General features: G+C 42.7%; 18 protein-coding genes. 10 read left to right on the top strand and 8 right to left on the bottom strand.

Going from position 1 to position 19503, the window contains the following annotated elements; genetic code table 11:
• Positions 1 to 1383, bottom strand: a complete 1383-nt coding sequence (gene cysS / locus AACR75_RS00460; RefSeq protein ID WP_047688317.1) for a cysteine--tRNA ligase — start codon at positions 1381 to 1383, stop codon at positions 1 to 3.
• Positions 1384 to 1562: 179 nt separating this feature from the next.
• On the opposite strand from cysS, the gene AACR75_RS00465 reads away from it, so the two are divergent.
• The 4 genes from AACR75_RS00465 to AACR75_RS00480 all read left to right on the top strand — a co-directional run bounded on the left by AACR75_RS00465 (position 1563) and on the right by AACR75_RS00480 (position 4675).
• Complete coding sequence (locus tag AACR75_RS00465) at positions 1563 to 2057, top strand: peptidylprolyl isomerase (protein WP_010319203.1); 495 nt, start codon at positions 1563 to 1565, stop codon at positions 2055 to 2057.
• A gap of 36 nt (positions 2058 to 2093) precedes the next feature.
• On the top strand, positions 2094 to 2828 hold the full coding sequence (gene lpxH / locus AACR75_RS00470; protein ID WP_047688319.1) for a UDP-2,3-diacylglucosamine diphosphatase: 735 nt from the start codon (positions 2094 to 2096) through the stop codon (positions 2826 to 2828).
• A 97-nt stretch (positions 2829 to 2925) separates the two neighbouring features.
• The gene (locus tag AACR75_RS00475; protein WP_047688321.1) at positions 2926 to 4140 is read left to right on the top strand and encodes an EAL and HDOD domain-containing protein; all 1215 of its coding nucleotides are present in this window, start codon (positions 2926 to 2928) and stop codon (positions 4138 to 4140) included.
• 67 nt (positions 4141 to 4207) lie between these two features.
• A complete protein-coding gene (locus AACR75_RS00480) occupies positions 4208 to 4675 on the top strand; it encodes a YchJ family metal-binding protein (protein WP_047688323.1) in 468 nt (155 codons plus the stop codon).
• 114 nt (positions 4676 to 4789) lie between these two features.
• On the opposite strand, the gene AACR75_RS00485 is transcribed toward AACR75_RS00480, so the two are convergent.
• Both AACR75_RS00485 and AACR75_RS00490 read right to left on the bottom strand, forming a co-directional pair.
• A complete protein-coding gene (locus AACR75_RS00485) occupies positions 4790 to 5419 on the bottom strand; it encodes a DUF2057 family protein (RefSeq protein ID WP_047688325.1) in 630 nt (209 codons plus the stop codon).
• A 66-nt stretch (positions 5420 to 5485) separates the two neighbouring features.
• A complete protein-coding gene (locus AACR75_RS00490) occupies positions 5486 to 6451 on the bottom strand; it encodes a porin (protein ID WP_052190321.1) in 966 nt (321 codons plus the stop codon).
• A gap of 513 nt (positions 6452 to 6964) precedes the next feature.
• Between AACR75_RS00490 and dinG the strand changes: the two genes are divergently transcribed.
• The 4 genes from dinG to rsmS are packed head-to-tail and all read left to right on the top strand — an operon-like array spanning position 6965 to position 10590.
• Positions 6965 to 9040, top strand: a complete 2076-nt coding sequence (gene dinG / locus AACR75_RS00495) for an ATP-dependent DNA helicase DinG (RefSeq protein WP_047688327.1) — start codon at positions 6965 to 6967, stop codon at positions 9038 to 9040.
• 53 nt (positions 9041 to 9093) lie between these two features.
• Positions 9094 to 9873, top strand: a complete 780-nt coding sequence (locus tag AACR75_RS00500; protein ID WP_017048065.1) for a sulfite exporter TauE/SafE family protein — start codon at positions 9094 to 9096, stop codon at positions 9871 to 9873.
• Entirely contained in the window at positions 9870 to 10418 is a 549-nt protein-coding gene (priC, locus tag AACR75_RS00505; RefSeq protein WP_029388376.1) for a primosomal replication protein PriC, read from the top strand. Before AACR75_RS00500 ends, priC begins: the two co-directional genes overlap by 4 nt.
• 1 nt (position 10419) lies before the next feature.
• Positions 10420 to 10590, top strand: coding sequence for a pleiotropic regulatory protein RsmS (gene rsmS / locus AACR75_RS00510; RefSeq protein ID WP_047688329.1), 171 nt, complete (start codon positions 10420 to 10422; stop codon positions 10588 to 10590).
• A gap of 33 nt (positions 10591 to 10623) precedes the next feature.
• Here rsmS and AACR75_RS00515 read toward each other — a convergent pair whose 3' ends face one another.
• On the bottom strand, positions 10624 to 12741 hold the full coding sequence (locus AACR75_RS00515; RefSeq protein ID WP_047688331.1) for a methyl-accepting chemotaxis protein: 2118 nt from the start codon (positions 12739 to 12741) through the stop codon (positions 10624 to 10626).
• 225 nt (positions 12742 to 12966) lie between these two features.
• Between AACR75_RS00515 and xthA the strand changes: the two genes are divergently transcribed.
• On the top strand, positions 12967 to 13776 hold the full coding sequence (gene xthA / locus AACR75_RS00520) for an exodeoxyribonuclease III (protein ID WP_047688333.1): 810 nt from the start codon (positions 12967 to 12969) through the stop codon (positions 13774 to 13776).
• Between the two features lie 112 nt (positions 13777 to 13888).
• Here the strand turns inward: xthA and AACR75_RS00525 are convergent, their stop codons facing one another.
• The 4 genes from AACR75_RS00525 to AACR75_RS00540 form a co-directional block, all read right to left on the bottom strand.
• Positions 13889 to 14566 (bottom strand): ABC transporter permease, encoded by a 678-nt coding sequence (locus tag AACR75_RS00525; RefSeq protein ID WP_017045191.1) that lies wholly within the window; start codon positions 14564 to 14566, stop codon positions 13889 to 13891.
• 2 nt (positions 14567 to 14568) lie between these two features.
• The gene (locus AACR75_RS00530) at positions 14569 to 15309 is read right to left on the bottom strand and encodes an ABC transporter permease (RefSeq protein ID WP_013856550.1); all 741 of its coding nucleotides are present in this window, start codon (positions 15307 to 15309) and stop codon (positions 14569 to 14571) included.
• A gap of 207 nt (positions 15310 to 15516) precedes the next feature.
• Positions 15517 to 16293: an ABC transporter substrate-binding protein gene (locus AACR75_RS00535; protein ID WP_026028918.1), complete on the bottom strand. Its 777-nt coding sequence runs from the start codon at positions 16291 to 16293 to the stop codon at positions 15517 to 15519.
• A gap of 104 nt (positions 16294 to 16397) precedes the next feature.
• Positions 16398 to 17168 carry an ABC transporter ATP-binding protein gene (locus tag AACR75_RS00540; RefSeq protein ID WP_013856548.1) on the bottom strand — a complete coding sequence of 257 codons (771 nt, stop codon included), beginning with the start codon at positions 17166 to 17168 and terminating at the stop codon, positions 16398 to 16400.
• A 614-nt stretch (positions 17169 to 17782) separates the two neighbouring features.
• Here AACR75_RS00540 and AACR75_RS00545 point away from each other — a divergent pair.
• Positions 17783 to 19324, top strand: a complete 1542-nt coding sequence (locus AACR75_RS00545; protein WP_017042289.1) for a DUF3360 family protein — start codon at positions 17783 to 17785, stop codon at positions 19322 to 19324.
• Positions 19325 to 19503 lie beyond the last annotated feature (179 nt).

The following is a 19503-nucleotide window of genomic DNA, read 5'->3' on the forward strand; positions in this document are numbered from 1 at the left end:
TTATTTACGACGCCAAGTAGTCCCACTTGGGCCATCTTCTAAAATGATGCCGAGTTCGTTCAACTTATCGCGTGCCACGTCAGCATTAGCCCAATCTTTTGCTGCACGTGAGTCATTACGCAGTTTGATCAAAGCTTCAATTTCAGCCACTTGTTCGTCGCCATTAGCATCCCCTTTAAGAAACGCTTCTGGATCTTGATGCAAAATGCCAATCACATCGGCAAGCTCACGCATAAGTGCGCCAAGAGCGCTGGCTTGCTGAAGATTTTCTGTCTTCAACTTGTTGATATCACGTGCCATATCAAACAAGACGGAATAAGCCTCTGGCGTATTAAAGTCATCATTCATCGCCATCGTAAAGCGACTGACATACTCCTCACCACCTGCAACTGCTACGGTTAAATCCAACCCTCTCAACGCTGTGTATAGACGCTCTAGCGAGGCACGCGCTTGTTTTAGGTTATCTTCGCTGTAATTTAATTGGCTGCGATAATGGCCCGACATCAAGAAATAGCGCACCGTTTCCGCATCATAGTGAGCAAGTACATCGCGGATTGTGAAAAAATTCCCTAATGATTTAGACATTTTTTCTCTATCCACCATCACCATGCCACTGTGCATCCATGTGTTCACATAGGGAGTGTCATGTGCGCAGCATGATTGAGCAATTTCATTTTCATGGTGAGGAAACTGCAAATCAGAGCCTCCACCATGAATATCAAAGTGGTTACCCAAAATCGCTGAATTCATCGCCGAACATTCGATGTGCCAGCCTGGGCGTCCTTCTCCCCATGGGGATTCCCAAGTGGGCTCTCCCGGCTTCGACATTTTCCACAACACAAAATCAAGTGGGCTACGCTTAGCAAGATCAACATCAACACGAGCGCCCGCTTGAAGCTGATCGAGATCTTGTTTGGATAACTTGCCGTATTCGTCAAATTTGTTGACTTCAAACATCACATCGCCATTAGAAGCAACGTAAGCAAAACCGCGTTCAATCAGTCGTTGCACCAAGCCTATGATTTCTTGGATATAAGCGGTTGCACGAGGCTCGACATCTGGACGTTTCATATTCAATGCATCGAAATCTGCATGCATGTCTGCGATTAAGCGCTCGGTTAGCGAATCGCAAGATTCACCATTTTCGGCAGCACGTTTAATGATTTTGTCATCAATATCAGTGATGTTACGCACAAATGTAAGGTCATAGCCTAAGTAGCGCAAGTAGCGAGAAATCACATCAAAAGAAACGAAGGTGCGACCATGACCAATATGACAGAGATCATAAATGGTGACTCCACAGACATACATACCCACTTTGTTGGCATGAATTGGTTTGAATTCTTCTTTTTGTCTAGTGATTGAGTTATATATTTTCAGCATGATCTCTATCTAATAACTGTTTGAACTAAAATGGCTTCACAGTATAACAACTCTAGCCTAGCTTGGTCATCCTTATTCTCTCGCAATAATACGGCCCCTAAAGACATTTGTTGATTTGAATGTGTCCAAAGTTCAGTTAAAATCCGGGCCTCAACGAAAAATAGATAAAGGTAACTATCATGATCATCCTTCACACGAATTTTGGTGATATTAAAATTCAACTTAATGAAGAAAAAGCACCAGAAACAAGCGCAAACTTTCTACAGTACTGCCGTGACGGTTTTTACGATAACACTCTGTTCCACCGCGTTATCGATGGATTCATGATTCAAGGCGGCGGCATGACCTCTGGCCTAAAAGAAAAAACAACTCGCGCAACGATTAAAAACGAAGCCAACAATGGCCTAAGCAATAAGATCGGTACTCTTGCCATGGCGCGCACTATGGATCCACACTCTGCAAGTTCTCAGTTTTTCATCAACGTGAACAACAACACATTCCTAGATTTTCGTTCAGAAAGCCGAGATGGCTGGGGCTACTGCGTGTTCGCTGAAGTGATCGAAGGTATGGATATTGTGAACAAAATAAAAGCCGTGAGCACAGGCTCTATGGGCATGCATCAAGATGTTCCACTAGAAGAAGTGTTCATTTCTGGCACAACCATCGAAGAGTAACGGTAAAAGGAGCGCTATGCGCTCCTTATTTTTATTATGCATACACTATTTATTTCTGATTTACACCTAAGCCCTTCTCGACCAGATATCACTGACTGTTTTATCCGTTTCATGCGCGAAGAAGCCATTCATGCCGATGCACTGTACGTGCTTGGCGATCTTTTCGAATTTTGGATAGGTGACGATGATAATTCACCTTTCGCCAACCAAATAAAATCGGAATTTAAGCAACTGACTCGCGAAGGGGTTCCTTGCTATTTTACTCAAGGAAACCGCGACTTCTTGCTTGGCAAACGATTTGCGAAAGAAACCGGAATCACTCTTCTCCAAGAAGAACAAGTAATTGACCTTTACGGGAAAAAAGCCGTGGTGTTGCATGGTGATACACTCTGTATTGACGATATAAAGTATCAAGCCTATCGAAAGAAGGTTCACCAGCCTTGGCTACAATGGGTATTTAATCGGCTGCCATTTTTTGTAAAGGTTCGTATTGTGGGTAAAGTACAGTCGGGCATCCATAATGATAAGCAAATGAAATCTATGGATATTATGGATGTCACACAAAGTGAAGTGGATAGAGTTCTGACCCAGTATAGGGTCGATTTAATAATTCATGGCCATACCCATCGACCAGAGATTCATCACAGAAATCAACTTCATGGCACCGCAACGCGAATTGTTTTAGGTGACTGGTACACTCAAGGCTCAGTCTTAGTCTATGCTAATGATGGTTACGAACTGCAAACTCGGCCATTTAGTTCTAAAAACTGATGCCAAGTCGCACTCTGATACTATTAATTGTTCGTATTAAAAGCTAAGCTATAATAAGTAATATCAATGATATCAATAATTAGATAAGAGTCTTGCCTTGAAATACTCCTATATCGCCAGACAGCCTATACTCGATCGTGACCGAAAAACTATCGGCTACGAGCTGCTATTTCGAGACGGCCCTAAGAACACCTTTCCAGATATAGACCCAGACTTAGCAACGAGCCGGTTACTCTCTGATCATTTTTTATCCACTCATTACAATACGCTGGGTAAGCATTTAGGGTTTGTCAATTTTCCTTATCAAAGCCTGATTAACCTCGTGCCTACGCTTTTTCCTGCGCAAAATTTGGTCGTTGAGGTATTGGAAGATTGCAAACCAACTTTAGAGTTATTAGAAGCAATTAAAAAGATGGCGAAGCTTGGTTACCGAATTGCGCTTGATGACTTTGTACCCAGTTCAGGCTGGCTCGTCTTCTTCCCCTATGTGTCAATTATCAAATTTGACATCCGTGTTGTTTCCCTTGAAAAAGCCGCTCACTTTATTCAAAAACTTGGCGCAACGAAAATTGAGTTCCTTGCTGAAAAAGTAGAAACTGATGAAGAGTTTAAGCAAGCTAAAAAGGCGGGCTTTACCTATTTTCAAGGCTACTTTTTTAGCAAACCAGAGATGTTACAGCGCAAAGCGTTAGAGCCCGCATTTCTTACTGTGGTACAACTGTTCAAAGAAATAGCCAAATCTAACCTAGATTACAAAGCCATTGAGGAGCTTGTCGCCACCGACCTGACCCTATCTTATAAACTGTTAACCTTTGTTAACTCATCCGCGACAGTCAGTTCAAAGATCCATTCATTTAAACAAGCGCTGATTTATCTCGGTGAACAACGATTGAGAAAGTTCATCTCCTTGGTTGCGATTGCTTCGACGCAAGAATCTAAACCGGATTATTTGTATGGCTTATCCATTCAAAGGGCAAGATATTGCGAGCTGATTGGTGTGAAAGCAAAAATGAACGTCGAACCCGGTTCGGCCTTCCTGACAGGAATGTTTTCGCTACTCGATAGCCTACTTGATCAACCTTTAGAAAGTATCATGGAAGAGATGCCTATCGACGAATACGTTAAACTTGCACTAATAGAGGGGAAAGGAGAATTAGGTCTGGTACTTGAATTAACTCGAGCTTATGAACAGGCTGACTGGCAAAAGGTTGAGAAAATTGCTCATGCGTTAAATATCGAAGAGCCCGTGGTGAAAGAGTGTTACAACGAAGCTGTGAAATGGACAGCCGATTTACTGGGTGTCCACTCCTGAGTAGACATCGAGTTTAGATCTCCTTAAACTTCCCCGTCTTATATGAATGGGCAATTTGAGAGGATTTATGAGCCAATGCTATTGTGGTAGCCATTTAGATTACCAACACTGTTGTGAACCAATCCACAGTGATTCAGCTTTAGCCATCTATCCAGAACAACTGATGAGAGCCCGCTATAGTGCCCATGTTCTGGGCTTGGTTGATTTCGTCATCAATACCTATCATCCGAGTTGCAATGCACCACAGCAACGCGACATGATTGAAGAATCAATCAACAGTCAATGGTGTGGGCTAGACGTCATCTCCGCAAGTATCCGCAACAACGAAAATGAAGGCTTCGTTCATTTCAAAGCCTATTACACACAGAATCAACAGCAATTTTGTCTGCAAGAACGTTCACGATTTATACGAGAAAATGGTATCTGGTTCTACGTTGACGGTGAATTTCCACAGGAGAACACACCAACGAAGCTAGGACGAAATGACCCATGTCAGTGCGGTAGCGGCAAGAAATTTAAGAAGTGTTGTGGATAGGGTACTCAAAGTAAAACCCTTTTCTATGCAGAAAAGGGTTTACAATATGATTAGTTTTCTATCCTGACTACAATCCATTTCTTATATTTGGCTATTGATTGTAAATGAGCAACCTTACTTTTGTCCTAGCCACTGGTGGAATATTTTTCTATCTTGCTCTGTTGCACGACCATACCAAAGTTTTAGCTGTAAAATAGCTTCGCTTTCCGAGCCTTGGATAGGGTCAGCTTGTTCTTCAACTTCAGCCAATTCTTGTTTTAATGCTCGTACTTTTCCCGAATCTACCATTATGCCATTCTGCTGATTGTAATCATGCAATAGAGATACAGGATCACCGTATGGGAGAAAGCCCTTCTTACCAGGCAAAATATCAATAATAGCTACTGAAGGTAAATCATTCACGGTTAACTCAAACAGATCATCACCATGCTGCAAGCGCTGCTGATAGTCACTTAAATCTTTAGCAACAAATTTGATATGTAAATGATCATCAGGTTTAGTCATCAAAGTGATAACGTAAGGGATAGATGAAATCGCCTCTCGCTTAGCTCCATCACGAATTCGCCCTTTATATTGGACAACTAATTGATTTAAACCATCAGGCAGTGCCTGTGGTGACTCGGTAACCTTTTCAAGATTCACGACTAACAACGTAATGCTTGAATCTGTAGACAATGTTGCAGATAACGTTGGGGCAGTAATTAGGGCTATACAAAGAAAGCTAAGAAGTCGATAAATAAACATAGACGCACTCCAGAAATGGAAAAGCCAGTACTATGTACTGGCTTTTATAGTAATCAATTTCAAAAATTAGAAATCGAAGTAAGCACCTACTAAGATTTCAGTTTTATCTGCATTACCGTGATTATCGCGAGTTGCGATCTCAGTGAATGCAGTAAGTAAGCTAGACGCAGCGTAAGACGCACCTAGGATAAACTCTTGACCATCATCTTTGCTACCGTCATCTTGCATACCCGCAACGCCGTAAATAGAGAAAGAATCAGTCGCTGCAAACGTTGCAGCTAGAGTCGTGTTTTTAACATCTTTTACAGTATCTACAGACACTACGTTATAAGAACCAGCCAAAGTTACTTTGCCTAGATTCACGTCAGCTGCGATCGCCATAGAAGATTTATCTTGGTATGAACCTTGTTTGTCACCCCAATTTTGATACATCGCACCAACAGAGAAAATCTCTGCTGCATAGTTTGCACTCAAACCAAAAACACTGTCTGTATTTTCAGCAGCTTCAGTATAAGCATCAACAACCAATGTTAAGCCACCAAAGCCTTTAGTGTAAGAAATACCGTGACCTGTACTATCCTTGGCATAAGCTGGTAAGTAATTGTTATCTAATTCATTCAAAATGTCCGTTTTTGACACAGCATCATTAGAGTCAGATACATCACCGATTTCACCAATACCAATTAGGCCGAAATTACCTTTTAAATAAGCAGCAACGTCGTCAAACTCTGCGTCGTTTTTGCTTCCATCAATCCAAGTACCGCTTTGAATTTCAAAAGTACCACCAGCAGTCAACGTGTCAGTCACTTTGTGAGAAAAGTCAAATTGAACCTTAGCCCATGCGTTAACGTCTAAGTCAGTTTTCACATCGTTATTTGCTGCTGTTTTATCATCAGTATCACTTGTATAAAGAAAGGTCGCAATTTCACCCTTCACAGATACAGAAGAAGCGTCATCTTTGAATAATTCAACCTTCGCTTGTGCAGATGTAGCAACACCAGCAACCAATAGTGCTAATAGAGTCTTTTTCATAATTAATCCACTGCCTTTTCTTATGTATGGGAATTCCTTATCCGGTTCCCTTTGTTTTTGCTGGCAACTTCCAAATTTAAACTCGGTTCGTTGCCGCCATTAAATCTCAAGGATTAGATTGCAAAAGATTATCCTGCATGTCAAATATCCTAAAAAATAAACAAAAATAAAGGTAAAAATAATTAAAAACATATAGTTACATGATATTTTCATAAAATTACGGGCGACTACCAAGCAAAAACATCACTCAATCTAAAAACTAACAATCATGAAACATCAGAATCAAACACCACTAAAATTTAGTTTTGCAAGATTAAATAGATATTGAGGTCATCATTTAACCGAATAAGTAGTTTTATATTTTTCACAATGAGAATTAAACATAAGTTCCTGAAGGTTCAGTTTTTTTTTGTGAACAAGATCTAGATTTGATCTAAAAGCATACGATTTCGTGAACTGCGTATCCTTTAGTGAACTGTGCTAGACTAGGCACTCTGCTATTTAGGTCTGTGTATGCTTACAACAAAAATCCAAAAATCCATTCGGGATAGTTATCAAAACCTGCAATTTCAGCTCGAAAACTTCATTCCTCGTCGAGGACAAAATTATCTTGTTGCTGAAATTGCAAAAACATTGTGTGGTTCATATCACAAATCCAACCGAATCTTGATTGCTGAAGCGGGTACAGGAATAGGGAAATCACTCTCCTATTTAATGGCGGCGGTTCCTGTTGCAGTGTTGAATAATAGAAAGGTTGTTGTTTCGACAGCCACAGTGGCACTTCAAGAACAACTGATCAGCAAAGATTTGCCTTTATTTAGACGCATCACTGATCGTCAATTCTCTTTTATCCTTGCCAAAGGACGTCAACGATACTGTTGCACCGAAAAACTCGCGGCTGCGTGTGGGGTAGATGGATCACAAATTGCTCTGTTCGAATCAAAGCCACAAAAAAAAGACGTTGAATTATTCACCACCATGTATGAAAAACTGGCTCAAGGAAAATGGAACGGTGATCGCGACTCGTGGCCAAAAGCGATTAAAGATGAGTTATGGCAACTGATTGTTAGTGATAAGCATAGTTGTAATGGTAGCTTTGCTGGCCACAGAGATTGTCCTTTTCAAAAGGCGCGTTCGGAACTGGATAAAGCCGATGTCATTATTGCCAACCACAGCTTGGTCATGGCGGATGCTGACCTTGGCGGTGGTGTCATTCTGCCTGAGCCCGAAAACACCATTTACATTTTTGATGAAGCACACCACTTACCTCATGTAGCACGAGATCACTCTTCAGCGTCCGCAAGCTTGAAAGGCGCAGCTAGTTGGTTGGAAAAACTCAATCAATCCGTAACCAAGTTTTCAAGCTTAGCCGAAGAAAAACGAGTGGCACGTTTTCGTAACGAACTGCAAGAGACACTGCAACAACTTATCCCAAGCTTGAGCCAACTGACAAAGCAGTTTGTACCCGAACAATTTGAAGAAAAGCGATACCGTTTTGAGCATGGAGAACTGCCACAATGGCTTGAAGAAGAGTCTAAAACCCTGAAGCGGCTCTCTCAAAAAGCCAATCAATCCGTCGCTAAAATTGCGGACTTGATTGCTGAACGAGTTAAGGAAGGCGAACTCGCCGCTCGGTTGGCAGAACCAGCACTGACTGAATTAGGCTTTTATATTCAGCGTTTAGAGAACCTTGCCCAAGTATGGTTGCTGATGGCGGAGCCCAAGCGAGAAAAAGGAGCCCCTTTGGCACGTTGGCTTGAAATTCACCCTGAACGTGAAGGTGATTTCATTGTTAACGTTTCACCGCTAGAAATTGGTTGGCAACTTGATCAACAGATCTGGAGCCGCTGCATAGGCGCAATCTTAGTCTCTGCGACGATGCGAGCTCTTAACTCGTTCAGCTACTTTTGCTCGCAAGCAGGGATCAGTGAAAAGGCAGAAGATGGCACACGTTTCCTAGCACTCGCTTCACCGTTTGATTATCAAAATCAGGCCGAGTTACTCATTCCAGCAATGCGTTTTGAACCGCAAGCGAAAGAGTATACTGATTATCTGGTAGAGCGTCTCGCTGAGTTTATTCAGCCAAACAAAGCTAATTTAGTGCTATTTGCTTCTTACTGGCAAATGCGCGAAGTGGCTGAAAAAATATCAACAGATTTTGTTAAACGAGGCTGGGCGCTGCAAGTCCAAGGTGAAATATCACGCACGGAAATTCTAAATAAACATAAAATGCTAGTGCAGTGTGGTAAAACGAGCGTAATGTTTGGCACCAGTAGCTTTTCGGAAGGGCTAGACTTACCAGGAGAACTTTTGGAGAATCTGGTGATCACAAAAATTCCGTTTGCAGTACCAACCTCTCCAGTTGAGCAAGCTCACGCCGAATACATAGAGAAGCGAGGTGGAAACTCTTTTATTCAGATAACCGTTCCTGAAGCCAGCAAAAAGCTGATCCAAGCCGTCGGGAGATTGCTGCGCAAAGAGCGTGATTCTGGTAGAGTCGTGATTCTCGATCGCCGAATCGTTTCAAAACGCTACGGAAAATCATTATTGGACTCGCTTCCTCCATTTAAAAGAACAATAGAATATTAGCTAGGGCTTAACACTACGCCCTTTCATCTCATTACTCAGGGCCGATTTTATTCATGGAATTTGTTGAGCCAACCACTTTGATTGTGTTGGCGCTTGTTGCTTTTATTGCTGGCTTTATCGATGCAGTCGCTGGCGGCGGTGGCATGCTTACTGTACCCGCGTTATTATCAATCGGTCTTCCGCCGCACATCGCACTAGGAACGAATAAGCTAGCGGCAACATTTGCCTCATCAACTGCCGCATTAACCTACTATCAGAAGAAGTTGTTTCAACCAAGCTGCTGGATCAGAGCTTTCATTGCCACCTTGATTGGCGCAACCATAGGTACTTTTGCTGTCGATGCGATCAGCACCGATTGGCTACAAAAAGTGCTGCCGCTCATTATTCTAGCTGCCGCTATCTATACGATATGGCATAAAACACCACATGCACACCAGAATGTCAGCCCGCCTCCCTGCCCTGTACTTCACAAAAAGCAGTATGCGCAAGGCTTGATACTTGGATTTTATGACGGGCTGGCAGGGCCGGGGACTGGCGCATTTTGGACAGTCAGTTCGATGGCGTTATACCGACTCAACATTTTATTGGCCTCTGGCCTTGCTAAAGCGATGAATTTTACCAGTAATGTAACGTCATTGGTTACCTTTGCCATTTTGGGGCATATTGACTGGGTGCTGGGACTGACTATGGGAGTTTGTTTGATGGCTGGAGCTTTTGTTGGCGCACATTCAGCAATTCGTTTCGGCGCTAAATTTATTCGTCCGGTGTTTGTGAGTGTGGTCAGTGTGCTTGCAATCAAGCTGACTTATGATGCGTGGTTTGCAGGCTTATGAACCATTTTTCTCAATTGAAGTCCTTAATTGAAGAGTTGAAACAACAAGCCGCCAGTGTTGACCGAACTCGTGGTGAACACCATCAGGCTCTGTTTGATGAGCGCCTGTTCCACTGTAAAGCGCACTTATTAATCCCTTGTGTTACGGAAGCAAAAGCGACCTTTGACTCCATCGTGCGCGAACAAGAGAGTCAACGGCTAACCAGTCAACGAGCTCAATATCTAACCGATCGACTGCTTGCACAAATTGCGGCAATCCAACGCGAAATATCGACAGTATCGATCAGAAAAAGTGAGCCCAAGCATCGCAGCTATTATCGCAAACCGATCAACGCGTTATATCAAGAGCTAGCCCAGCACCAAGAATGGGAGCGAAGGCTGATGGATATGGTGAGAGAAAAAGAACTCGGACTCAAGCAAACTTCTGCTGTTAGTCAGCAGCAAGCACAAAAAGCGTTATTAATGGTAGAGCAACGGCTCAAGCGTTGCCAAGAAGCTAAGGCTAAGATCGAAAAACAAATTACGTTCAGGGAGAAAAACCAATAAAATGAATGATCCTACTGTACCGCTAGACAGTGCGTCTGAAGAGATAAAGCTCGCTGTCGATCTCATCTACTTATTAGAAACTAATCAGATTGAACCACACACCGCACTTGAGGCGCTGAAAATCGTACAGCAGGATTTATTGCGTAAACTGGATGATACAGCGAGAGAGTAAGAAGCAAACATCTACTTCTTACTCTTTCAGCCGTTAGACTTTAAATTGTCCTACCAAATGTTGCTGCTTAGCCGAGAGTTGACTTATCTGAGCACCAACCGATTCTGATTCACCGACCAGTGTCAATATCTGCGCGCTAAGATCACGAATATTGGATAGGTTGAGGTTGACTTCACCAGAGACGGCTTGCTGTTCTTGGGCCGCTTTTACAATCTGGCTATTCATATCGTTAATTGCTGAGATGGATTCAAACACTATTTCTAATTCAGCAACAGCCTTTTGAACTTGCATCGCAGTTCCATTTGCTAACGCGTTTCCTTGCTGGATCACCTCAACTACGCCCTCAGTACCTTGTTGGACTTTTTCTATCACTTTGCGTATTTCACCCACAGAGTTCTGAGTCCGCTGGGCCAAATTACGTACCTCATCGGCGACAACAGCAAACCCTCGCCCTTGATCTCCGGCCCGAGCCGCTTCTATAGCCGCATTTAATGCGAGCAAATTGGTTTGCTGTGAAATTCCCTCAATGACCGTTAAAATTTCGGTAATATTGATATTGTTTTGAGCCAACTCTTCAACAACCGGCACCGCATCACTCATTCGCACCACCAGCTTATGCATCTCAGCTTCAGAGGCACGGATGACATCCTGCCCAGTCAGTGCGGAGTGATTAGCTTGCGAAGCGGCTTGCACCGCAGCCTCGGCATTTTGCACAACGAGACTTGCTGTTTGTGTCATTTCTTCAGAGGCAGTCGCCACCATATCCATCTCTTTAAATTGAGACTCACTACGGCTACGCGTTTGTACGGCAGACTGCCGTGCCTGTTCAGTCGTTTGAGCTACTTGGTTCGCACTTTCTACGATCTGCTGAATGATAGCCTGTAATTTGTCTAAAAACTGGTTAAAGCCGCGTGCCAAATCACCGATTTCATCATGACTACTGATGACAAGCCGCTGAGTTAAATCCCCTTCGCCAGAAGCAATATCTTGTAACCGCTCCACGACCGCTCGAATAGGTTTCACAATTTGGGTTGCAGCTAACGCAATGATTGCGAGCCCTAAAAAGACTAGCAATGCGCCGACTAATAGCTCCGCTCTAACGCCATTCTCTACCTGTTGAGTAATGATTTGATCCAGTTGATTGGCATCAGCTAGCACACTCGATGTCGGCATTTCAAAAACCACGCCCCAAGTCTGGTTCGCCACCTGAATGGGAGCAAAGACAGACAACCACTGCCGATCTGAATTCCATTGAGAATGGACTTTACCCTCGGCTAGAAGATTGGCAATCTCCTTTGTAGTCAAGACTGAATCAGCCAGTGGCGCGCCTAAGGTTAATTCACGCTCATCAGTCGCAATAAGCGTGTTATTTAAGCTGACAATAAAGACCTTACCACTACCACCAAATAGACTTTGATCTGAACTCAGTGCAATCGCTACCAGTGGGCTAAGTTTTAAATCGATGCCAAAAAAGCCAATCGCAACGCCATCAATCAAAATGGGCACAGAGAGAGAAGAAGTAAGAAACGTTTCATTGTCTTGAATCACGATTTTAGGCGATGAGATACATGCACTAGCTGTTGTTAACGGGCAGGCGAAACGCTCACTGTTTCCTTCATCCTTCAATGCCACTTCACTTAATACATTTGCCACCACATTTTCACCATTGGAGGACGTTATCCAGTATGCAGCGAATCGACCTATTTCATTTGAGCCTACATAGTCAGCATTCTGGTAGTTGTCATCCTCGCTATCGAGCAAATTTGGCTTAAAGACGAGATAAGCCCCCTGAACATTGGGATAATTGACTACCGTCTTGCGAACCATTTCATCTAAAGATGTCCTTAACGCTTCGCTTTCACCAAAATTTTCTTCGGTATTTGATTTGAAAAACAAGGCCGTATCAGCAAGCATCTGAGCCCGATACATGGCTTCACTGAGATATTCAGATACTTCGGTGGCATTGAGCAGCGCCCGAGTTTCTAATAACTGCTGCGATTTATTGATCACAGAATCTGAACTTTGTTGTTTTATTGCTTGTTGGTTATTCACTGCGTTATAAACAGAAAAACCAATGAGAGACAATGACGTAATTAACAGGCAAAGGCCGGCTAAAAGGGTTATTTTCCATTGAACCGAAAGTGTTCGCATACTACATCCTTATGCTGCGCTAATAGGGTTTTCAGACGAAATGGTGACGACTTTAATTAGAGCATATTGACTTGAGAGATCAATCGTAAGTTTACATAAATGTTAATAAAAATATCCTTTCTGACTATTCAAAAAATTTACGTATTAGAATTGATTCGCTTTTCGTCTTGTCCTTGCGCCTTGAAATGGTAACATCTTGCGCACAACTCATCTTAAGGATCCCTTATGAAAGTCATCAGTTTTAACATCAACGGTTTGAGAGCTCGCCTTCATCAACTGCAAGCGATTATTGATAAGCATCAACCTGATGTCATTGGACTTCAAGAAATCAAAGTACACGATGACGCTTTTCCTCTTGAGGATGTTGAAGCCATGGGCTACCACGTCTATTTCCATGGTCAAAAAGCGCATTATGGCGTCGCCATGTTGTGTAAGAAGGAACCCATTTCAGTACAGAAAGGCTTTCCTAGCGATAATGAAGATCATCAAAAACGCATGATTATGGCCACTTTTGAAGATGACAACGGCCAAAAAACAACCATACTCAACGGCTATTTTCCTCAAGGGGAGAATATTTCCCATGAAACAAAATATCCCTATAAGCGTCAGTTTTATAAAGATCTAATGGGTTACTTAACGTTACATCATTCCCCTGACGAACAAATAATTGTGATGGGAGACATTAACATCAGCCCTATCGACTTGGATATTGGGATTGGTGAAGCCAATAGAAAACGCTGGTTGCAAACGGGAAAATGCTCTTTCCAACCTGAAGAGCGTGAATGGTTACAAACTTTAATGGACTGGGGTTTTGTTGACACATTCCGTCAGTTAAATCCGGATGTAAATGATCAATTTTCGTGGTTTGATTATCGCTCACGCGGCTTTGATGATAACCGTGGGCTACGAATCGACGTCATTTTAGCGACCCCGAACCTAGCAAAAAAATGCCAAGAGGCCGGCATCGACTATGAACTTCGAGGAATAGAAAAACCTTCTGATCACGCGCCAATTTGGTCCAGTTTTTCCTTGTAGGAACAGAAAGTAACGTGCCAATAAGAAGCGCGCATTCAGCGCGCTTCTTATTTTAATCTATGCCTTGATTATAGAAACAAACTCGGTACAACAAATTGCTACTCGCAGCCCTTCAGCTCAATGGACGCAAATAAGCCAAGAAGCGTTTTTCAGCCTGTTTGAAGCAGAACAAAATAATGAAGGTCAAGCCCATATAGAACAAACCTGCGGTTAAAAATGACTCGAATGGGGCATAATAACGAGAGTTCACTAAACGTGCAGCCCCCGTTAAATCCATAATGGTAACAATACCAGCAACCGCCGAACCGTGAAGCATGAAGATAACTTCATTACTATAAGCGGGCAGTGCGCGCCTTAACGCACTCGGTAGAATAATTCGTCGATACGTTTTCCAAGTACTCATTCCGTATGCCTTCGCCGCTTCAACTTCGCCTTTCGGCAACCCATTGATCGCACCGCGAATAATTTCAGCCGTGTAGGCGGACGTATTGAGAACAAAAGCAACCAACGCGCAAAACCAAGCGTTTTCCCACAAGGTATCTTTTACCGGGAAAAATTGATCCATTCCATAGTAGATGAGATAAAGCTGGACCAATAACGGTGTACCACGAAAAAAGTAGGTATAAGCCCATGCTGGAGTACGAATAAAATAGTTGTGGCTATTCCTAGCAATCGCTAAGGGGATGGCAAGGCTCAAACCGATGATTAACGACAACCCCACCAGCCAAACCGTTGTCCATAGCCCACTAAAATAAATTGGTAGGCTTTGAGCAATAAGGGAAAAATCCATATTTACCTCGTGTGAATGCTGAACTTGCGCTCAACCAATTTGAGAAGACCGGTTGATACACTGGTAAAGAAAAGGAAGATCACTGAGACAGCCATATAAAAGGTGAATGGCATTTTTGTCGAACCCGCCGCGAGTGAGCTGACTCTGACCATATCTTCTAATCCAATAATGGAAACAAGTGCCGTCGTTTTGAGCAATACCAACCAGTTGTTACCAAATCCTGGCAATGCATGACGAACCATTTGAGGAAGCAAAATGCGTCTAAATGCTAAGGTAGAACTCATACCATACGCTTTCGCCGCTTCCATCTCTCCTTTATCAACCGCCATAATAGCGCCACGAAAGGTTTCAGCCATATAGGCACCGAAAATGAAACCTATAGTTAGTATCCCTGCAATGAAAGGGCTAACATCAATATAATCGGGGAGATAAGCGGTCCATTCATGGCTCGGGTCACTTGCCATAAACCAATTGTTTAGCCATTCGTTGATTGAATAAAGGCTATTATTCAACAATATTTGACCGCCAAAGAAAATAAGCATCATTAACACAAGGTCTGGAATACCGCGAATGATGGTCGTATAAAGAGTGGCAATGGCTCTTGCCCAACGGTAAGGTGCAAGCTTGGCTAGCGCACCTAGCATGCCAAGTAACATGGCAAGTAATAAAGAGAGCACGGCAACTTCAATGGTCAGCACCGCTCCCTTCAAAATTGAGGCTTCATATCCGTGTAGGTCCAACATAATTCATCCCTAGTCCCTGGAGAATTTAACGGCTGGGTACTTCTGGAACTAGGATCCAGCCGTTAAGAATCAATGGATTCCCATCATAATTGAGAAGGTGGAGTCACTGAGCTAACCAGCCCTAATGACAGAGTGATCGATAAACATATTCATATGCACGGCCCACTCTCACCTTCTAATTATATGGGTAAGATATGATGTTACAGCTTATTCACCGTATACATCGTAATTAAAGTATTTGGTCGCAATTTCTTGGTAAATCCCTTGTTGACGAAGAGATTTAATCGCCATATCAAGTTTTTGAGTGAGATCTTTGTCTTGTTTACGAACCGCAATACCAAAACCATCGCCAAACCATTTCGGATCGGTTAATGATGGGCCGACGAACTCATACGCTTCGCCGCCCGCTTTGTTAAGCACACCCTCTTCCAATGCAGAGGCATCACCCAATACTGCCGCAATACGACCATTGGCTAGGTCAAGATAGGCTTCATCAAATGAACCATAACGGACAATTTCAACTGCATCGCCATAATTATCAGTAAGATACTTATCGTGCGTTGTTGCACGTTGTACACCAATTTTCACCCCTTTTAGACCTTCTTTAGAAAAATCCAACGCGGCTCCCTTCTTGGCGATAAATTTATTGGGAATTAATGCGTACTTACCAGTGAAATCGACTTTTTTCTTGCGCTCGTCGGTAATCGACATGGCTGCAATAATCGCGTCATATTTACGTGCGAGCAGTGATGGGATAATGCCATCCCAGTCTTGTGGAACGATTTTACATTCCACTTTCATCTCCTTGCACAACGCATTGGCCATATCAACATCAAAGCCTTTGAGAGATCCATCAGCCTCTGTCCAGCTAAAAGGAGGATAAGCCCCTTCTATACCAAAACGAACCGTCTTCCATTCTTTCGCTTGGGCCATACCAGTCATTGCACTAGCAGCAACGGCTGCAACTAATAACCACTTTTTCATTTCCATACTCCTGTGATTGAGGTCTTACTTATTTATCATGCTATGTTTATGTTGGTTTTGCTTAATATTTATGTCGTGACGAATACCACAACATAATGAACACATTAATAAATAGAGGATATAAATTGTTTTAACCGTTCAGATTTAGGCTGGGTGAACAGGATGGCTGGATCTCCTTGCTCTTCCACTAAACCTTGGTGCAAGAACATCACATGGTTTGAAACATCGCGAGCAAAGGCCATTTCATGAGTCACTACCAGCATAGTACGGCCTTCTTCTGCCAAGTCTCTCATAACACCCAACACTTCACCCACCAATTCAGGATCAAGTGCAGAAGTGGGCTCATCAAACAGCATGACTTCTGGCTCCACGGCTAACGCTCTAGCAATCGCCGCACGTTGTTGTTGCCCACCAGAAAGGTGGCCAGGATAATAGTCTTTACGTTCATACAGGCCGACTTTTTTTAGCAGCACCTCAGCACTCTCGATGGCTCGTGCTTTCGGTACTCCTAACACATGAATTGGTGCTTCAATAACGTTTTCTAACACCGTCATGTGCGACCAAAGGTTAAATCCCTGAAATACCATAGCAAGGCGTGAGCGAATTCGTTGCACCTGCTTTTCACTCACAGGTGAAGCTTCACCTTGCCGATTTTTTTTCATTTGAATGAGTTCACCATTGACCCAAATATCACCAGAGGTTGGTGTTTCAAGTAAATTGATGCATCTAAGAAAGGTACTTTTTCCCGAGCCAGAAGAACCAATAATGGAGATCACATCACCCTTACGAGCTTCTAGCGAGATTCCTTTTAGTACTTCGTTTTGACCAAAGGTTTTGTGCAGCTCTTTAATATTCAGCGCCGGTACATCAGTCATGCGCTTAACTCCCTGTATTTGCTACTGCAGAGTATTCCAACTCCCATTTTTGATACAAACTAGCATTCACACCGAAAACATGCAACAAATTATTAACCTGGAAAATAAGGATATTTAGTTATTTTATCTGATTAAAAATTCACATTTTAGCCAATACTTCTCCATATGGCGCATATAAATGGCACATCAAGCAATTAACAGTTAACTCATTTTGTTAACATTTACTTAAAGATAGACAACCTATTTATGTATAAAGTACACCTAGATTCATAGGATATTTAAGGTCATTAATATCATTGAAACTCTTTTACAAACATCACAATGTGAAAACTTATTTCAAGCAAGTAACGGCTCAACCCCCCGTTTTCATTAGGCTGCTGTAGTTTTCTTTCACATTTATTCTTAAAGTGATCAAGATCAATCACCCTAAAGGATAAGCAAGCTAAACTCGCGAGCAAAGATAAGGTTGTATAAATGACCACACTCTCTTTTTTAGTTGTTGTTATGCAAGCACATATGAGATGTGCTACATATTCAATTAAAAACATTACCGCTTCTTCGCGGATTACTAGGATTCAGTACGAATTACTAACTTTTAAAAATATGAGGAATCTATGCCAGACGTAGTCAACAATGAGCGCTCAGAAATCGAGACGAAAAGCTATAAAGAGCTGCATCGTCCAGCATCTGAGTTTGCAAGCCGTTCAGATTACCTAGACCACGAACTGCAAATCATGAAGCCCCGTCGCTTTGGTTTGAACTTACCTGGTCGTGACTTCCGTTTTGAACTTGAAGATTTTGTACCAGCCATCGCGGGCACAATCGGCATCATCGCCATGTACTCAGCGGTAATGATGTCTTGGGCTGATGGCCTAACCCAAGCATGGGATCACATTCATCTAGGTAAAGACTTCGCGATTGAAGTTGCACGTGTAGAGATGTTATTTCCTGCCCTCTTCTTCTGTGTTATTGCCTCTGGTTTCTTAAACCCAAAAGCCAACTTAGCTGGCAACCATGGCCCAATGATCCCTCTTATCGGCTCAATCGCATTAGCCGGTGCACACCCTTTGGCATTGGCAATTTTGCTTGGCGTTTTTGGTCTTCTCTTAAGTTACTTTAAAGGAGGCTCGAAACTGGTCAATCTAACCTCCGAGGGAACCGCAGGCGGGTTGCTTATCTTCCTCGGCTTTACCGGAACAATGAGCCAAATTGGTTCTATCCAAACTTGGGCTACCAGTTTGCAATCGGCCGATGTCGCCGCAGGCAGCTTAGGTTACGTTGGCCTAGTGGTTTTAGGTGTCAATATTGTGCTGTATGCATTTCTTGCAAAAATCAACATGCGTTGGTTAGCAATTCCTGTCTGTGCAATGACAGGGCTTGCGATTGCGCTTTTATTTGGTACTGGCTTTGATCTTCAATTTGAAACTCAAATGGGCTTACCTAACCTTAACCCTGTTTACTGGTGGGGCTCAACCACTGAAGGTTGGATGCTTGGTTTGCCAACAGTAGAACACTTTATCGCCTCATTGCCCTTTGCTATTTTGGCCGTTGCGATGTGGTCACCAGATTTCCTTGGTCACCGAATTTTCCAAGAATTGAACTATCCGAAGAGAACTGAAAAAGTACTGATGGATGTTGATGACACAATGACCATGTGTTCAATTCGTCAAATGGTAGGTACAGCACTTGGTGGTGGTAATATCACATCGTCATGGGGAACGTATATGATCCCAGCGGCGATTGCTAAACGTCCAATTCCTGGTGGTGCCATCATCTTAGGTTTATTGGTCATGACTATTGCTATCCTTGGCTTCCCAATGGACGTAGCGGTTTGGCCTCCAGTGATGCGTATTGCTTTATTAGTAGGGGTATTTCTTCCTTTACTAGAAGCGGGTATGCAAATGGTAAGAAACACAAAAGATTCACAAGCAGCGGGCATTTGTATCTTTGGTAGCGCTGTGGTGAACCCTGTTCTAGCGTGGGCATTGACCATGCTACTCGATAACAATGGCCTAATTGGCGACAAAGAACGTGCATCAAAGCTGTCTTTTATCGACAAAATCATCATTCCAGGTGGTGTGCTGATCATCTGTTTAATTGCTATGCTTGCGGTTGGTATGCTTGAAAACCAATACGGTTTAAAAGCTTGGCTATAATGAGCTTGGACTAATACGAATTTGGGTAGTGCTCGCACTACCCAAACTTTATTTGAAAAATTTAACTTTTATTGATTTAGTTTAAGGTTTGCAAAAAAATTTTAGTCTAATCTTGCATTCAAGGCTTAAAAGCACAATATCTATATTCAGATAATTGAATAGTGTGAATATAGATATTG

This window comes from Vibrio sp. ZOR0018, from assembly GCF_963865925.1.
Lineage (GTDB): Bacteria > Pseudomonadota > Gammaproteobacteria > Enterobacterales > Vibrionaceae > Vibrio > Vibrio anguillarum.

What these genes read in the sequence shown, in the direction of transcription:
- cysS (WP_047688317.1), bottom strand. Translation starts at nt 1,383, where the DNA reads ATGCTGAAAATATATAACTCAATCACTAGACAAAAAGAAGAATTCAAA.
- AACR75_RS00465 (WP_010319203.1), top strand. Translation starts at nt 1,563, where the DNA reads ATGATCATCCTTCACACGAATTTTGGTGATATTAAAATTCAACTTAAT.
- lpxH (WP_047688319.1), top strand. Translation starts at nt 2,094, where the DNA reads ATGCATACACTATTTATTTCTGATTTACACCTAAGCCCTTCTCGACCA.
- AACR75_RS00480 (WP_047688323.1), top strand. Translation starts at nt 4,208, where the DNA reads ATGAGCCAATGCTATTGTGGTAGCCATTTAGATTACCAACACTGTTGT.
- AACR75_RS00485 (WP_047688325.1), bottom strand. Translation starts at nt 5,419, where the DNA reads ATGTTTATTTATCGACTTCTTAGCTTTCTTTGTATAGCCCTAATTACT.
- AACR75_RS00490 (WP_052190321.1), bottom strand. Translation starts at nt 6,451, where the DNA reads ATGAAAAAGACTCTATTAGCACTATTGGTTGCTGGTGTTGCTACATCT.
- dinG (WP_047688327.1), top strand. Translation starts at nt 6,965, where the DNA reads ATGCTTACAACAAAAATCCAAAAATCCATTCGGGATAGTTATCAAAAC.
- AACR75_RS00500 (WP_017048065.1), top strand. Translation starts at nt 9,094, where the DNA reads ATGGAATTTGTTGAGCCAACCACTTTGATTGTGTTGGCGCTTGTTGCT.
- priC (WP_029388376.1), top strand. Translation starts at nt 9,870, where the DNA reads ATGAACCATTTTTCTCAATTGAAGTCCTTAATTGAAGAGTTGAAACAA.
- rsmS (WP_047688329.1), top strand. Translation starts at nt 10,420, where the DNA reads ATGAATGATCCTACTGTACCGCTAGACAGTGCGTCTGAAGAGATAAAG.
- AACR75_RS00515 (WP_047688331.1), bottom strand. Translation starts at nt 12,741, where the DNA reads ATGCGAACACTTTCGGTTCAATGGAAAATAACCCTTTTAGCCGGCCTT.
- xthA (WP_047688333.1), top strand. Translation starts at nt 12,967, where the DNA reads ATGAAAGTCATCAGTTTTAACATCAACGGTTTGAGAGCTCGCCTTCAT.
- AACR75_RS00525 (WP_017045191.1), bottom strand. Translation starts at nt 14,566, where the DNA reads ATGGATTTTTCCCTTATTGCTCAAAGCCTACCAATTTATTTTAGTGGG.
- AACR75_RS00530 (WP_013856550.1), bottom strand. Translation starts at nt 15,309, where the DNA reads ATGTTGGACCTACACGGATATGAAGCCTCAATTTTGAAGGGAGCGGTG.
- AACR75_RS00535 (WP_026028918.1), bottom strand. Translation starts at nt 16,293, where the DNA reads ATGAAAAAGTGGTTATTAGTTGCAGCCGTTGCTGCTAGTGCAATGACT.
- AACR75_RS00540 (WP_013856548.1), bottom strand. Translation starts at nt 17,168, where the DNA reads ATGACTGATGTACCGGCGCTGAATATTAAAGAGCTGCACAAAACCTTT.
- AACR75_RS00545 (WP_017042289.1), top strand. Translation starts at nt 17,783, where the DNA reads ATGCCAGACGTAGTCAACAATGAGCGCTCAGAAATCGAGACGAAAAGC.